Below are 15,899 nucleotides of genomic sequence, written 5' to 3' on the forward strand. Positions count from 1 at the left end.
TCATATCATAGGGTTTCCACGGCTCGAAAATCACCAAACCCCGCTATGTAATATGCACTGTGCGTTCAGTCTTTATCCATTTATTCTTTAAATAAAATTGTTGCTAAATCCCCTTTTATTGGGTCTTTTCTTAGCACATACCAACGATTATCCGAATTTTTACCTGTCTCAATAAATTGGGTAAATCTTTTCAGTTCTTGAAGTCTTGGCTGGTCATATATCCGGTTTTTGTCATATTTAAACAAGGCTTCAAATAATAAATTACCTATCTGGTCTGAGTCTCCGTTATTGCGCATATGATTACACAAATCATTCCATGCTGTTGTAAATTTTGAGCCTCTGACATCAATATATAATTTTGTCTTCATAAATTTTGGAATTGATATTTCTGGTTCACCATCTTTCAAAATCGCAATGAATTTTCCATCAGCTCCATTGAATAATTCTGACGTAATCATTGAAACTTCCCAACCAACACCAAAAGTTCTATTATTTGCTTTAAGAGCATAATTTGGGGTGCAAATCATTAAAACATAAGTTGATGACTCAACTGCTGATTCAGCAAAATGTAAAATGTCTTTTCCTGGCTTTAAATGTGTTTGGTCTAAAATCGGTTCAAATCCCCGTGCTTTTAAATCATTAGCAAGATTAAGAACCCAATTCTTGTGATTATCATTGTCATGTGAATAACTAAAAAAGACCCTCATATTTTATCTTTTAGTTGATATATCAATATATGCTTATTTTCTTATTCTTTTGCTTGAACGGAAAATTATAAGTTACGTGGCGGATAGCGGGTGATTTCCTGTCCGGCAGGACACGGAACTGCGATGCGAGAATCCGCAATTGGCGTATCTCCAAAACCCGCTATGCAATATAATATGGCACATTGTGGTGCGTTTCTTACTCAAAGACTTTATTCATATCTATATCGAGTCCGACTTGTTTCATTTCTTTCGCTAAGTTTAACTGCCATGCGCCTGCTGCATCATATTGTGTATACACAACACCTAAATAGTCGTTAGGAATTTCTACGCCTTCTTTATAAAGTACAAATACATTCTTTCTTCCAATTGCTCCACAAAAAAATCCTAATTCAAAAATCACATTTTGCCTAGCTCTGTATCCGGATAATTCATTATTATTTTTGGGATAGCCAATATCGTCTGGTGTGAGCACCACAATTGAAAAAACTGATGATAAAGCTTGTTCCTCAAATTTCTCTATAATTGTTTTTCCTTTACTTGCTTGTTCATGAAGTATTATTGCATTCAATCCAAGTTTTTCAACGAATCTTGCAACACTAGTTTTTATACTTTCATCATGTCCATGCACAATAAATATTTTTTTTGAATCTTTTCCCAAAAGTTTTTTAGTTTGAGAATTTCCACTTTTATCACCAAATAAGTCTGATTCCTCAATCATAGTATTCATCAGATTAATAATCTGACTTTTACCCTGTTCCCATCTTTCATGTTTATAAATTTCATCAGTTGGAGCAAAACTTGGATAAAACGATATATTGTTAAAATCTTCTATGTAGTCACTTTTATCCCCATAAATATTGGAAATTAACATTTTTCCTTTTCGTCGAGTCTTATCTAAAGCAGTCTCATCTCGATATGCAAGAGAATTCATTTGAGATTTAAAATCCTCAAGAAGTTCTTTTGTTGTTTTTGGTTTATTCATTTTAGGTTATGAGTTTATTTTGGGTAGACGATATTTTCAAATGCACCATAGCTCTGTTGTGCACCTTCAATCTTATCCGACAAGTCCCTACTTCCTCTCCTTCAACAACTTCTCCAATAATGCACTCTTTTCTTTTTCCAGTTCAACAATGCGCTCGTAAAGCGCTGTTTTCTCTTTAGACAATTCCAGGATTTGTTCGATGGGATTATTATTTATAATATGATCTCCATCTACTTTTCCAATGTTACTGCTTCCTTTTTCAAAGGTATTGTTTTCAATAATTACCGTTACCGGGTCTTCTTCCAGTTCTTTAATAAACTCAGGAGCGACATTGAGAGCTTTGGCAAACTTTTCAATCATTCCGTCATCAATGACTTTTTTATGTTCGTAGGTTGATATTTGCGCCTGACTGAGCCCCAAATCACTGGCTAAGGCTTCCTGTTTGACACCCAGGGTACGCCGTATCCGTTTGATAGCGTGTCCGTGGTGCGTATTTTTCAAAGTCTTTTCTTTTGTTTCCATCTTTTTTCATTAGAAATACAATATAACGAAAATAGCAAAATGCTGATTATGATGATAATTATTTGCATGATATCAATAATTATTGGCCGAATTATTTTTATTTCTTCGGTTAGCCTTCTTTACTTTGAACCGGATTTATGAATATGAACTTTAAATAAAAATAGGATGCAACTGTAATTAGATTGTAAATGAAATGATAATTTTGTGCTGGACTTACAGTACAAAATGACATAGCGCTTTTTTGGCCTTTAAAACGAATCGGCAAAATTCCATGCAAGAGGTCAGATAGTGGAAGCGCCCTTATATACTATAGGGGCGCGGACATTGTTTTATTCTCTTGCGATGGCCCTTGCGGAGCCTGATTGTAGGAATAATGACAATCGTTCGCGCCTTCTTTTTTTGTTGTTATTCCACTCACTTTACCCGGTTGCTGCACCGGCAACCGCACCTTCCAATAGCAGGCGTTGAACGGGTTGGCCATTAAGCGCGGTCACAAACCATGAACTATTTTTCTCCCTTCGGGAGAGATGGTAACTAAACCTGTAAACGTACTGTGTTATGAACCCTTTTCATCCTAATCATACTTTTTCTAAGAAACCGCCACCTGCAAGGCGGTCAGTTCAGCTCAAAGCCTGCCTGCCGGGATTTCGGTTCCGGCAGGTTTTTTGGGCCGCTGTTCCAAACAGAATTACCGCTGACTTGGTACTTCCGGTTTGTCAAACAGCTGAAAAATATCACTGCCTAACGCGCGTTGCGAACTCCAAGTCCCCTTTAGGGGAGACAGGGGTGACTACCAGAGGGACAAGAAAGAGAACCACTGTCAGGGTTTGCAACCACTGACCGGGTGAATGAAATTAAATATACCAAACCATGAATCCTGTAAACCAAGTAAATATCCAACCCAATCGGCCGCCCCCGCCAGGGCGGTGACTTCAGAATTCAGATTGCCTGCCGGTGTGTTGCTCCTCCGGCAGGCCCTACCTGGAAAGCTGTTGGTACACGAAACCTGTTGGTACACGAAACCTGTCAGGTTTCTGAAAACCTGACAGGTTAGAACAATCACCCCTAAATCCCCTAAAGGGGACTTTGGGCCGCTGTTCCAAACAGAATTACTGTTGACTCGGTACTTCCGGTTTGTAAATCAGCTGAAAAATATCACTGCCTAACGCGTGCTACGAACTCCAGGTCCCCTTTAGGGCCCCGAGGATTCGGGGTAGGGGCGGTAAATGGGTAAACCACTGTCAGGGTCTGCGACCACTGACAGGGTATGTGGGAGAACTATGTCCTTTTGCGAAACAATTCAATAACCGATTCATCCAAACTAACTAACCATGTTCCTAATCATTTACCAGCTAACTAATCCAGAGCGATGGCCACCTGTAGCCGGGTGGCCGTAGTCAGCCCAGCCTGCCGGGGCCAGGTGTCCCGGCGGGCTTTCTTTCACCCCTAAATCCCCTAAAGGGGACTTTGGGCCGCTGTTTCAAACCGAGTTACTGTTGACTTTGTACTTCCGGTTTGTCAAACAGCTGAAAAATATCACTGTCTAACGTGTGCTACGAACTTCGAGTCCCCTTTAGGGGATTTAGGGGTGGTAATTGAGAAAACCCCTGTCAGGGTTTACAACCACTGACAGGGTGGAAGAAACACCAACCATTAAATCATAAAACCAAACGAATGAAAAAGAAAAGAAAATTACACGCCTTGTTATGGCGCACCGTTTTGCTGGTACTGTTTTTCCCGGTAAGCGGTTTTGGCCCGTTGCCGGCCGTGGCGCAACAGAATGACCCGGGCAGGGTGTTGAATGCCATCAGCCGGGAAGCGAACCGGGGTGTCACCGGTACCGTAACCGATACCCAGGGGCAACCACTGCCCGGGGTGAGCATACAGATAAAAGGAACGGCTATTGGGACCATCACCGATGCCGAAGGGAATTACCGCTTCGCTCATGTCCCTGAGAATAGCGTATTGGTCTTCTCGTTTATGGGCATGCAGAAACAGGCGATTCCTGTAAAGGGAAAAATCCGCCTCGATGCGGTGATGCAGGAGACAACCATTGGCATTGATGAGGTGGTGGCCATTGGGTACGGAACCCTGAAACGGTCGGATATTGCCACGGCCATCACCTCGTTGAAACCGGCTGAGTTCAACCGGGCCGGAAACCGCGATGTGCGCTCGCTGCTCGAAGGAAAAATTGCCGGCCTGACCGTTACCCGGACCGGTGGCAGCTCACCCACCGAGGGTGTGGCCATCCAGCTACGGGGTGTTGTTTCGGTCAACGGGAGCCGGTCGCCGCTGGTGGTCATCGACGGGATTCCGGGCGGCAACGTGGATCTGCTGCGGCCCGAAGACATCGAGTCGATAGAGGTACTGAAGGACGGTTCGGCCGCGGCCATCTACGGGTCGAGCGCCAATGCGGGCGTCATCCTGATCACCACCAAAAAGGGAATGCAGGGAGCGACCCGGGTCGAGTACGCTACGTTTGTTACGCGGTACTATCAAAAGAACACCCCCGATTTCCTCGATGCCGGCCAATTCCGGGCAGCCATGGCCGGCCTGGGGTACGATGAGTCGGCCTACGACCGGGGCGGTGATACTGATATGTACAACGCCATCATCGATGACGAGAACCTGTCGCAAAGCCATAACCTGTCGGTTTCGGGCGGAAATGAACATACCGTGTACAGGGCATCGGTGTATTACAACAACCTGAACGGTATTGCCCTGGCCAACGAGCGCGAACAGTACGGCGCCCGGATGTCGCTGCAGACAAAGGGTTTTAATGATATGTTGACTTTCCAGTCGAACCTGGCCACCAACTACAACAACATGAACATGCTGGGGAACGAAGGATGGGAGGCGGCTGCCCGGGCCAACCCCACCAACCCCATGTACAACCCCGACGGCACCTTTTATGAAGACATGGCGTCGGACGAGAATAAATATGCGCGGTTGCACCAGCAGAAAAACAAACGTCTGCAGGAAACCACCTCGCTGGACGCCAAAGTCATCCTAGAGCCGCTGACCGATCTGAAACTCTCGGCCTTCGTGAGTATCCAGCGCGACAACTACAATAATAATGTATACTACGACAAGAACTCCCGGGTATCGGTCAACAGCTACAACGGCGACGGGTACGCCTACAAGAGTTCGTATGTCAATACCCAACAGGCCTTCGAGCCGACGGTTGAGTACACCACCGTGCTGTCCGACCGGCACAGGTTCAACGCCGTTGGCGGGTACAGCTACCGCTACCGGGTGGAAGAGAGCTTCGATGCTTCGAACAAAGGGTTCCTGAACGATGCCAGCCAGGAGAACGACCTGGGGGCGGGGAGTTACCTGGTGGACGGAAAAGCCGGCATGGGCAGTTACAAGGGAGACGAAACGCTGGTAGCCTTTTTCGGGCGTATCAATTATGTGTTCAGCAACCGCTATGTGGCGCAGGTATCGTACCGGCGCGAAGGGTCGTCCAAGTTCGGGGCGAACAACAAGTGGGGAAACTTCCCGGCTGCCTCGGTTGCCTGGAACGTGACCAACGAGGCGTTTATGGAGACTGTGCCGGTGCTGTCGAACCTGAAGCTGCGGCTGGGGTACGGTGTTACCGGGAATTCGGGCATCGGGCCTTACCAGTCGCTGGCGACCATCGGTACCGGGGGCTATTACCTGGCCGACGACGGCTCGTGGATACAGACCTACGGACCCAGCCGGAACCCCAATGCCAACCTGAAATGGGAAACCAAGAAGGAGTGGAACGCGGGCGTCGACGTCGGGGTGCTGAATAACCGGGTGACCGCCGCGGTCGACCTGTACAAACGCAAGACCGACGATTTGCTGATGACCGGGGTCACCTCGGCCATCCCGGCCAATATCCATTCTACTTATACCACCAACATCGGGGTCATCTCCAGCAAGGGGATAGAGGTGACGCTCAATACCATCCCGGTTTCCGGGGACGATTTCACCTGGAAAGCCGACCTGGTGGGGAGCCACACCTTCTCGAACACCCTCGACAAGTTCTCGAGCAATGCAGCCGACTACATCGAGTTTGGCGGCATTGGCGGGTACGGGGCCCTGGGAAATGCTGTGCGCCTGTATGAAGGATCGGACGTGGGCGATTTCTACGGGAAACGTTTTGCCGGCTTCGACGAAAGCGGCGAGTGGCTGTTTTACAACAAGGAAGGAGAAAAAGTGAGCGGCGGGGAGATCACCGAGGAAGATAAAACGGTGATTGGGAACGGAATGCCGAAGTATTACCTCTCTTTCTCCAACTATTTTACCTACAAGAATTTTGACCTGTCGGTCTCCTTCATGGAAAAATTCGGGTTCGACATCCTGAACCGGCAGAAGCTGGCTTACAGCAACCTGAAAACACTGGCATCGGGGTACAATGTACTGACCGGGGCGGTCGAATCGGGGTTCAATGCCTCTTACCAATATTCCGATTACTACCTGGAGAACGGGAGCTACGTCAAGCTCGATAACATCACGCTCGGGTACTCCTTCCGGGGCCGTCGTCCCAACGTTCCGTCGCTGAGGGTGTATGCCACGGCACGGGACCTGTTCACCATTACCGGGTACTCCGGCGAAACGCCCGAGCTGAACGATACGGGCCTGTCACCGGGCATGGCCGCCTATGTTGGTACCCCGGTTACCCGGAGTTTCACGCTCGGTTTGAATGTTCAATTTTAATATGTAACCAGATGAAGAAAAATAACCTGTTGATATGGATGGTGTTGAGTCTCGGGCTGCTGGCCGCGTGTACCAACCTGGACGAGACCGTATACAGCGACCTGACCACGACCAATTTTTATACCACCCACGATGAGGTGATGTCGGCGGTCCTGCGTCCCTACACCCACAGCCGGGCGGTATTTGCCTGCCAGTCGCGGGAGAACTGCTGGCGGTTAAACGAGTTTTCGGCCGACCAGCTGGCCTGGCCCCAGAAGGGCATCCACGGATACGATGACGCCAAGTGGATACAGTTTCATTACCACACCTGGGACTATACCCATTCCTCGCTGAAAGACTGCTGGAACCTGATTTTCCAGGGGCTGGGCTACTGCAACAGCGGCATCGAAGGACTGGAAGCCCGTGAACCGGAAGCCATGGGGATAACCGAAAGCGAGAAGGCGGCCTTTGTCGCCGAACTGCGGGCCAACCGGGCCTATTACTACCTGGGAGCCATCAACACCTTTGGTAATGTGCCCATTGTGACCAAAGTGGCCGAGCCGGAATACCCGGAGACCAATACCCGGCAGGAAGTATTCGGTTTTATCGAGTCGGAAATGCTGGCTATTATCGACGACCTTCCGGAGATGACCAGCGCCAATTCGGGGCGCTTCACCCAAATAGCCGGTTATGCGGTCCTGGCCGACCTGTACCTGAATGCGGAAGAGTGGACCGGTACGCCCCGTTGGGACGACTGCATCACGTATTGCAACAAGATACTGGCCGGGGAAGGAGGCGCCCAGCATGGGACCCTGGAGTTGGACGATGACCTGCTGACCCCTTTCTGCAACCAGAATACCGAAAAGTCGAACGAGAACATCCTGGTGTTGTCGTATGACTACCAGGCATCGGGCAACCGGTGCAGCTGGTCCGGCGACTTCTACCATTTCGCCCAGAAATACATTTATGGCGGCGACCGGAACGGGAACAACGGCGTGGTAGTCATCCCGTCGGCTTACGATGCCTTTGATGACCATGACCTGAGAAAGAAGGAATGGATGCTGATAGGCACCCAGTACGCGTATGACGACCCGGCGACACCGGTGAACGGGACCGTTGAATATGCCGGGGAGCCCCTGGTGTTTGTCAGCAACATCCGGCTGAACAAGTCGGGCGGAACGGAATCGAGCATGATTACCGGCGAAGAGAACAGCGGTGCCCGGTTCAACAAGTACCGTCCGGGCGCCTGGGAGGACGAACACTATTGGAGTAACGACTGGGTGCTGTACCGGTTGACGGAGTTTTACTTCATGAAAGCCGAAGCGCTGATGCGTAAGAACAACGGGGTGGCCACAGCCGAGGCGGTGGACCTGATTAACAAGGTGCGCCAGCGGGCATTTACCGCTGAGGACTGGGCAACGGGCGACTATGCCTATACGCCCACGACCCTGACACTGGATGAGCTGCTGGCAGAGAAAGGCCGTGAATTTATTTTCGAAGGAAAACGGCGGACCGACTTGATCCGGTTTGGCAAGTTCCTGACCGGGAGCTGGTGGGACCACCAGCCTACCAACAGTGAGCATCTTACATTATATCCCATTCCGTTTGCCCAGTTGTCGGTGAACCCGAACCTGGTTCAGAATGAGGGTTACCAGGTGGCCAATTAAGAAACATCTGATTAAAAATAGTGCAGCAGGACCTGTAGGTTCGTAACAGTAGGGAAGCACGGTAGATTAGCTTTTGGGACCTGAGCGTCAGGTGCCCTGCCGGGGTTCGGCTTTTTGGGGAAAGCCGGCCCTGCTTCCCGTTTGCTGCAGATTGGTGGGTTCATTTAAAAAGGAAAACGCAGAGAGTGAGGGACAGGAGGGATGACAGGCCGTTCGGCTATTTGGACAAGTAGTAGTGAAGCCTGAATGGCAGGGGGCCGTTCCCCGAGGTTGGAGCGGCCCCCGTTTCTCCTGTGTGTTGGGCGCATTCAACCGAAATCCTCCTCCGGCCTGTCAGCCACCTCCTCCGGGAGGAGGACAGGTCGCCAATGGCACTGCCTTTTATCAATTGAGGAGCATTTAGATGAGTTTCTGCCATGCACTTAATGCTCAATCAGGCCAATTGGTCGGCAAACTCTGAAGGAGTTCAAGCTCCATAGCCCGGGGTAAGAAACCGTGAGGTTTAGCCACCCCGGGTTGGCAAGTACGCGTACCGGTGGTCGTGTGATGGTGCGGATTGAAATGGGAAGGTTGTTTCGACCGCAATAGCGATGACGTTGATAAGAGCGCAACAACAGCAACAACTGTAACGATAGTAACCATAGAAACATTCATAACCACAGAAACCAGAACCATTGAAAGACCCGGTTGCTGTCTCTGGTTGGTCGTCTTTCCTTCAACCATTCACGTGCGGCGCAACAATGTATTCGTTCCAAAGCAGACAGGAATGTGCGCCTCTGCTCGCTTCGGAGCGTCTAACCCGGGGTGGCGTCATCCCGGTTACACCGTGATTTCTGACCCCGGGCTTTGTGCTTTCAGGCCTTCAGCCTGACAAGGCCAACGGTCTTGCAGCAATAACCCCTGGCGCCGCTATGGGAACAAAAATGTGGTAGGGCGAATAAGGTCACGCACTGGCCTGGATTGAAATGGGAAGATTCTTTCGACCGCAATGGCACTATCGCTCATCATTGCTCAACAATAGAAACCACAAAACTCTTCTAACAACAGAAACCTTTCCGCTCAACCTGAAACCTTTGAAACAATTAACAATGAATAATGTGTAGTGAGTAATTAAGAGGTCTAAGGTTCAATCTCATATCTCGCATCTCGTGTCTAACCTCTCGCATCTATCGTCTTGCGTCTTTCTTAACACTTAACACTTGAAACTGCCTTTATTTACCAATACAAAAGTTCCTGAAAATATTCCCCAGCACCTCATCCGTGCTAATCTCACCGGTGATGAGGCCGAGGTGGTGCATGCATTCGCGGATATCTTGTGAAAGGAAATCGCCGGTAATGCCGTTATGCAATCCCTCAATCGCACGGTTGATCGCCTCACGTGCTTGTGTGAGCGCTTCGAAGTGACGGGCGTTGGTCACAATCACATCCTCTTCGTTGTTGAGTTTGGCCAGGTTGACTGTTTCCAGTAGCAGATTCTTCAGACTGTCGATATTGTGGCCCATCTTGGCGGAAATGAAGACCATATCTTCGTTATCGGCCAGGGTAATATCCATCAGCATTTTCCGGACAACGTCCTCATCTACCTGATCGGCTTTGTTGCCCACGATGATCAGGTTCTGCTGGTTGATATGCTGGCGCACATCTTCCAGGTTCTGCAGGTATTTCTTCGGTTCCCGGGTTAGGTCGAGCAGCAGCAATACAATACTGGCCTGTTTAATCTTCTGGTACGTCCGCTCGATGCCCATGCTCTCGATTTTGTCGGCAGTGGTACGGATACCGGCCGTGTCGATGAACCGGAAACTGACACCCCGGATGTTGATGACGTCCTCGATAACGTCGCGGGTGGTGCCTGCAATCTCTGAAACAATAGCGCGTTCGTCGTTGAGCAACGCATTCAACAGGGTCGATTTACCAACATTGGTTTCGCCGGCGATGGTCACCGGAATACCGTTCTTGATCACATTTCCCAGCTTGAATGAATCGGCCAGTTTGCCAATCATCTCTTCGATGCGGGTAGCCAGATCGAGCAGTTGGGTACGGTCGGCAAACTCCACATCTTCCTCGCTGAAATCAAGTTCCAGCTCAATGAGTGACACAAAGCTGAGCAATTCTCCGCGTAGCTTAATCAACTCCTGCGAGAAACCACCGCGCATCTGATTCAGGGCCAGTTTGTGTGAAGCGGCCGAAGTGGAAGCAATCAGGTCGGCCACCGCTTCGGCCTGCGAGAGGTCCATCTTTCCGTTCAGGAATGCCCGTTGGGTAAACTCACCCGGACCGGCCATGCGGGCTCCTTTCGAAAGCAACAGCTCCAGGATGGCCTGTTGGATGTATTGCGAGCCGTGGCAGGAAATTTCCACCACATCTTCTCCAGTAAAGGAATGGGGAGCGCGGAACAAACTCACCACCACCTCGTCGATAATCTTCTCACCGCTGCGAATGGTACCGAAATGGAGGGTATTGGCAGACTGCTCAGCCAGTTTCTTTTCCTGGTTGGGTGATGTAAAAACTTTCTCGGTGATGGCAATGGCCTTTTGTCCTGAAAGGCGGATTACCGCGATGCCACCCACGCCCGGTGGGGTGGAAATGGCGCATATGGTTGATTGATCGATCATCTTTCTGGTCTCCTTTTTAAGGGGAACAAAGATACAAATTCTGAAGACAACAGACGATAGACATGAGAGACAAAAGGCGTTTCGGGTTAAGCTGCGCGGTCACAAGTTTCAAGTTAGGCTCCGCCGTTTCTGTTGTTCCTGTAGTTCCTGTTGTTCTGCTTCGATGTATGTGTCATCTTTGTGTTCGTGGTGTTAAAGCCTAGCGTCCTTTGTGTTAAAAAAATAAACCACGATGAACACAAAGAAAGCACAATGTCCACAAAGGCATTATCTGAAAAGAGGGGTAGCTAAACCATTCAAAATGGATGCCGGCCAGGTAGGACCACGATACATCGTGGCCGAGCTTTAATCAGGTTACAGAACAGTTTGGCATTTCATGTCAATGCCGGTTTGGGCGGCGCAGGAACATCCGTATTCCAATCATGCTTGAAACGTGTACCTCTTTTCCTTGCGGGGCATTGAATTACCCAAGCCTGTCCCGACGAATTTCGAGGGGCATTGCCATTGGGCTGAATTGAACCGGCCCTTCAGGCCTGCTTGTTTGCAAACTCGAAGTGAAATTGACTTCGTCGAACTTCGTTTCGCGTAATTAGTAAAAATTCGTGTAATTCGTATTCCCAATATTACCGGACCGTCCTTTGCAAACAACCACACTCTACCTCAAGAAGTATATCTTCTTCAGCCGGAAGGCGACATTCACCAATGCTATCATCACCGGCACTTCCACCAGCGGACCAATCACCGCCGCAAAGGCTTCGCCGGAGTTCATGCCGAAAATGGCAATGGCTACCGCGATAGCCAGCTCAAAGTTGTTACTGGCTGCCGTAAACGACAGGGTAGTGGCTTGTGCATAATTGGCGCCAATCTTTTTGCTCATGAAGAAAGAGAGGAAGAACATCACGATGAAATAGATGAGCAACGGTATGGCTATCAGCACTACATCCATCGGTATCCGGATGATGTATTCTCCCTTCAGCGAGAACATCACGATGATGGTAAACAGCAAGGCGATGAGCGTTATCGGACTGATTTTGGGAATGAATTTCCGTTGGTACCAATCCTTTCCTTTGGCCCGAATAAGCAGGAAGCGCGAAAGGAATCCGGCAACAAACGGAATCCCCAGGTAGATGAATACGCTTTCGGCAATTTGCCCGATGGTGATGTTGTCGACAGCGTGACTGGTCGGTATCCCGAACCATCCCGGTAGGATAGCAATGAAAAACCAGGCATACACCGAGAAGAACAGTACCTGGAAGATGGAGTTGAACGCTACCAGTCCGGCTGCATACTCGGTATCGCCTTTGGCCAGTTCGTTCCACACGATCACCATGGCGATGCAACGTGCCAGACCAATCATGATGATCCCGTACATGTAGGGCAGGTTGGCGTTATTTTCGCCCGGAAAGAGTTTGAAAAACAGGATGCCAAGCAGGAACATCACCACCGGACCGATGATCCAGTTTTGCACCAGCGACAGGCCCAGCACTTTGTAGTTCCGGAACACATCGCCCAGTTCTTCGTATTTCACCTTGGCCAGCGGCGGATACATCATCAGGATGAGCCCAATGGCGATGGGTAAGTTAGTAGTGCTGTCAGGCGACGATTTTAGGGAATTCCAAAAGGTCGCAACGCCCGGGAAAAAGTACCCGGAAAGGACACCAATGGCCATAGCCAGGAAAATCCACAGTGTGAGGTAACGATCCAGAAATTTCAGACGGGGTTTCGAAGGCATAGTTATCGTTTTTTATTTATTAGCGGTAACGGTAATGCTGAAAATGCCGGTTCCGGAAGTCTTGTACTCCATCATCTCCCGCGCCGACAGGTAATTGCTCAGGATATCATCAGGGATGGTGATGGCTTTGTTCTTTTCTACCTTGATATCGGAAAAGCCTTTCTCTTCGATAATGGAAAGATATTGCTTACGCTGGATAGCGCCCGATACACATCCTGCATACAATTCAGCTTCCTTGATTAAGCCTTCCGGCAGATCACCGTCCAGCACCACGTCGGAGATACAAAAGTGTCCTCCGGGTTTCAGTACCCTGAAAATACCGCTAAAAGCTTTTTCCTTATCGGGAACCAGGTTCAGTACGCAATTGCTGATGACCACGTCGAAGGTATTTTCCGGCAACGGCATCTCTTCGATGTCGCCTTTCACAAATTCGACATTGGTGAAGCCGGTTTTCTCCAGGTTTTTCCGGGCTTTTTCGAGCATGGCATCGGTAAAATCGAGGCCGGTTACTTTCCCGGTTTCGCCGGTGATGGCGCGGGCAACGAAGCAGTCGTTTCCGGCACCGCTTCCCAAATCGAGTACATGGTCACCTTCGCTGATACGGGCGAACTCGGTGGGCAAACCGCAACCTAGCCCCAGGTCGGCATCGGCATTGTAACCTTTCAGCATGGTGTAATCGTCGCTGAAAATGGTGTAGGTGGAATCACCGCAGCAACTGGTCCCACCGCAGCAGGATGACTGGTTTGTTTCCTTACTTTGTGAGGCTATCTCTCCGTATTTTTCCTGCACGAGCAGTTTCAGATCTTCGGGTTTTACTTGCATGGCAGATTATATTTGAGGTTTGATATCTTCGGTATAGAGCTTGTAAAAAGCCGCTTTAATCTCATCACGTACGCGGATGAATTCACTCCAGATGAATTCGTCCGTTCCGGTAGCATGTGAGGGGTCGTCGAAACCGATGTGCAGCCGGTGTTTTACTTTTCCCGTGAAGGTCGGGCAAGCCTCGTTTGCGCCACCGCAAACGGTAATCACATAGTTCCATTCGTCGTTCAGGTATTTGTCTACCGGGTCGGAAGTGTGGTGACTGATGTCGATGCCGATTTCCTTCATGGCGGCCACTGCTTTTTCATTCAGTTTGCCTGAAGCTTCGGTTCCGGCCGATTGTACGTTAATGCGTTTATCGAATGATTGCAGAAAACCGTGGGCCATTTGACTGCGGCACGAGTTTCCGGTGCATAAAATAAGTACGTTCATCTGTTTTTGGAGGATTTAAATGGATGAATGATTTATATGGGTTATTCGCAACAATAATTGTCTATGTGTAAATCATCGATAAAGCCGCCTAATTCTTCGCGAAGGCGTTTCACATTGTCCATATCGAGACAGTATTTGGTTTTAACCCCCTCGATGTGACCGGTTACGAGGCCTGCCGCTTTTAGCTCTTTCAAATGCTGGTTAACGGTGGTTCTTCCCAACGGTAGTTCATCGGAAATATCGCCGGTGATGCACGATTGTGTCGCAGCCAGGAACTGCAGTATCTGCAACCGGGCCGGATGAGCCAGCGCTTTGAAAAGCGCCGCCTTTTCGATGAGCTCCTGCTCGAATAGTTCGGTTTTACTTTGTACCATGATGGCTTTCTTATGACGCAAATATACGTCAAATATTCAAGTGACGTAATTATACGTCAAAAAAATGCAGATTTTTTCATCTACTAAGAAACAATTGGTGGGTTGGCTAGAAATAGCACTACAAGCTATCCGTCGAATTGTATCCTTCATGTGTTGCAAGATATCAATCGTAAAAGGACCTCAGGCTTAAATCTCTTCCGGCAGCCACAGCCACATTGTGCAATATGGCTATGAAATGGTTATAAGGATAGAATCCTTTCTCGGGATGACATCCTTGAATCACAATCAAGATGAATTGCCCATGGCTTCAGCCGTGGGAGCGCAGAAATACCAGCATTCCTGGCGGTCGCGAGATAGTCGTAATAGAAATGGTATGCGGGTTTCGACCGCAAAATGATGGTGGTTTATAGAATGAAAATGATTGGGCTAAAGCCCATGACCTGCCTGTTGCTCATACCCCCGGGCTGAAGCCACGGGGCAATTGAATGCTGTCCTGGAAGTGTAACGTGGAGAACCGAAATCGCGAAGCGTAACCTGAAACTCTTCAACGGCAAAAACGACGAAATCTATGACGTAAAAGGAGGGAAGTTCAGGTAAAAAGAAACCCGGTATTTGTCGGGGGTGTATTCCCTCACAAGATACCGGGTTGGCAAGTATGACAGAAAATTATGAAAAGCAGTAATCTTTATTTGGCTGCACAGTCAATGCAAACCTTCTTATCGCCTTTTATGCGGCCATATTCCATGACGGTCATCTCCCCGCACTCCTCACAAACAAAGCTGTTGAAGCTATGGGGATGCTGCTTCAAATCGTAATCGAAAACCTCCGACACGATGAGGATTTGATCGGCCGGGGCATTCATTACCTTCTTCACGAGTGGTTCAATGGTCTCTTCCGGAACTTTGCTGGCCGGAATGCCTTTTTCACGGTAGTCTTTGAAGAAGGAGGTCTGTTTGTTGGCCAGCATCGCTTCAGCGCGTGGAGTAACCCGGACTGCTTTGCCGGTGGCCTTGTCGACAACAATAACAGCCCATTTACCTTTGTGTGTTTTTTTTATGTTTCCCTTGCCGAAAGTGGTTCCCATAATCACCTGCAAACCATCGGCAAAACAGGTCGCACAGTGGTCATCGCCCAGGTCGACAAAAGCGATGAGTTGTCCGTCATTGGCGCGTTCAACGCCCAGTGCATTCATGGCAGCTGCACCAACGCGCAGTCCCATCGGCATGGCCGGACATTTGTGTCCGTGAAATTTTTGCCCGAATTCGAGCCATTCTTGTGGATTGATCATGATGTTGAATTTTAAGTTTGACAATTTTATGATCCGTTGTGTAAAGTTCAGAAATGTGAAGATTTCTCCGCTTTCTGGTAATTTCCAACAACGGTT

General features: G+C 48.9%; 11 protein-coding genes. 2 read left to right on the top strand and 9 right to left on the bottom strand.

The annotated features are described in order from the left end of the window. Positions 1-80: 80 nt before the first annotated feature. The 3 genes from T426_RS25025 to T426_RS0108165 form a co-directional block, all read right to left on the bottom strand. Positions 81-707 (bottom strand): toll/interleukin-1 receptor domain-containing protein, encoded by a 627-nt coding sequence (locus T426_RS25025; protein ID WP_025865883.1) that lies wholly within the window; start codon positions 705-707, stop codon positions 81-83. Between the two features lie 196 nt (positions 708-903). Beyond that, complete coding sequence (locus T426_RS0108160) at positions 904-1,689, bottom strand: TIR domain-containing protein (RefSeq protein WP_025865882.1); 786 nt, start codon at positions 1,687-1,689, stop codon at positions 904-906. A gap of 87 nt (positions 1,690-1,776) precedes the next feature. After that, entirely contained in the window at positions 1,777-2,211 is a 435-nt protein-coding gene (locus tag T426_RS0108165; RefSeq protein WP_027585514.1) for a helix-turn-helix domain-containing protein, read from the bottom strand. A 1,674-nt stretch (positions 2,212-3,885) separates the two neighbouring features. On the opposite strand from T426_RS0108165, the gene T426_RS0108185 reads away from it, so the two are divergent. Continuing rightward, positions 3,886-6,897 (top strand): SusC/RagA family TonB-linked outer membrane protein, encoded by a 3,012-nt coding sequence (locus T426_RS0108185; protein WP_051568960.1) that lies wholly within the window; start codon positions 3,886-3,888, stop codon positions 6,895-6,897. Between the two features lie 11 nt (positions 6,898-6,908). Beyond that, entirely contained in the window at positions 6,909-8,543 is a 1,635-nt protein-coding gene (locus tag T426_RS0108190) for a RagB/SusD family nutrient uptake outer membrane protein (RefSeq protein WP_025864997.1), read from the top strand. Between the two features lie 1,211 nt (positions 8,544-9,754). Here T426_RS0108190 and mnmE read toward each other — a convergent pair. From mnmE to T426_RS0108220, 6 genes are all read right to left on the bottom strand, one after another. Beyond that, positions 9,755-11,155: a tRNA uridine-5-carboxymethylaminomethyl(34) synthesis GTPase MnmE gene (mnmE, locus tag T426_RS0108195; protein WP_025865982.1), complete on the bottom strand. Its 1,401-nt coding sequence runs from the start codon at positions 11,153-11,155 to the stop codon at positions 9,755-9,757. A gap of 655 nt (positions 11,156-11,810) precedes the next feature. Continuing rightward, positions 11,811-12,887 (bottom strand): ACR3 family arsenite efflux transporter, encoded by a 1,077-nt coding sequence (arsB, locus tag T426_RS0108200; protein ID WP_036985397.1) that lies wholly within the window; start codon positions 12,885-12,887, stop codon positions 11,811-11,813. A gap of 12 nt (positions 12,888-12,899) precedes the next feature. Then, positions 12,900-13,709, bottom strand: coding sequence for an arsenite methyltransferase (locus T426_RS0108205; RefSeq protein WP_025865983.1), 810 nt, complete (start codon positions 13,707-13,709; stop codon positions 12,900-12,902). Positions 13,710-13,715: 6 nt separating this feature from the next. Further along, positions 13,716-14,141: an arsenate reductase ArsC gene (locus T426_RS0108210; RefSeq protein WP_025865984.1), complete on the bottom strand. Its 426-nt coding sequence runs from the start codon at positions 14,139-14,141 to the stop codon at positions 13,716-13,718. A 41-nt stretch (positions 14,142-14,182) separates the two neighbouring features. Beyond that, a complete protein-coding gene (locus T426_RS0108215; protein WP_025865985.1) occupies positions 14,183-14,515 on the bottom strand; it encodes an ArsR/SmtB family transcription factor in 333 nt (110 codons plus the stop codon). Positions 14,516-15,200: 685 nt separating this feature from the next. Beyond that, positions 15,201-15,803: an FmdE family protein gene (locus T426_RS0108220; protein WP_025865986.1), complete on the bottom strand. Its 603-nt coding sequence runs from the start codon at positions 15,801-15,803 to the stop codon at positions 15,201-15,203. Positions 15,804-15,899 lie beyond the last annotated feature (96 nt).

Origin of the sequence: Prolixibacter bellariivorans ATCC BAA-1284, from assembly GCF_000621705.1 — a bacterium.
Taxonomy (GTDB): Bacteria; Bacteroidota; Bacteroidia; order Bacteroidales; family Prolixibacteraceae; genus Prolixibacter; species Prolixibacter bellariivorans.

What these genes read in the sequence shown, in the direction of transcription:
- T426_RS0108210 (WP_025865984.1), bottom strand. Translation starts at nt 14,141, where the DNA reads ATGAACGTACTTATTTTATGCACCGGAAACTCGTGCCGCAGTCAAATG.
- T426_RS0108205 (WP_025865983.1), bottom strand. Translation starts at nt 13,709, where the DNA reads ATGCAAGTAAAACCCGAAGATCTGAAACTGCTCGTGCAGGAAAAATAC.
- T426_RS0108190 (WP_025864997.1), top strand. Translation starts at nt 6,909, where the DNA reads ATGAAGAAAAATAACCTGTTGATATGGATGGTGTTGAGTCTCGGGCTG.
- T426_RS0108215 (WP_025865985.1), bottom strand. Translation starts at nt 14,515, where the DNA reads ATGGTACAAAGTAAAACCGAACTATTCGAGCAGGAGCTCATCGAAAAG.
- T426_RS0108165 (WP_027585514.1), bottom strand. Translation starts at nt 2,211, where the DNA reads ATGGAAACAAAAGAAAAGACTTTGAAAAATACGCACCACGGACACGCT.
- T426_RS0108220 (WP_025865986.1), bottom strand. Translation starts at nt 15,803, where the DNA reads ATGATCAATCCACAAGAATGGCTCGAATTCGGGCAAAAATTTCACGGA.
- T426_RS25025 (WP_025865883.1), bottom strand. Translation starts at nt 707, where the DNA reads ATGAGGGTCTTTTTTAGTTATTCACATGACAATGATAATCACAAGAAT.
- mnmE (WP_025865982.1), bottom strand. Translation starts at nt 11,155, where the DNA reads ATGATCGATCAATCAACCATATGCGCCATTTCCACCCCACCGGGCGTG.
- arsB (WP_036985397.1), bottom strand. Translation starts at nt 12,887, where the DNA reads ATGCCTTCGAAACCCCGTCTGAAATTTCTGGATCGTTACCTCACACTG.
- T426_RS0108160 (WP_025865882.1), bottom strand. Translation starts at nt 1,689, where the DNA reads ATGAATAAACCAAAAACAACAAAAGAACTTCTTGAGGATTTTAAATCT.
- T426_RS0108185 (WP_051568960.1), top strand. Translation starts at nt 3,886, where the DNA reads ATGAAAAAGAAAAGAAAATTACACGCCTTGTTATGGCGCACCGTTTTG.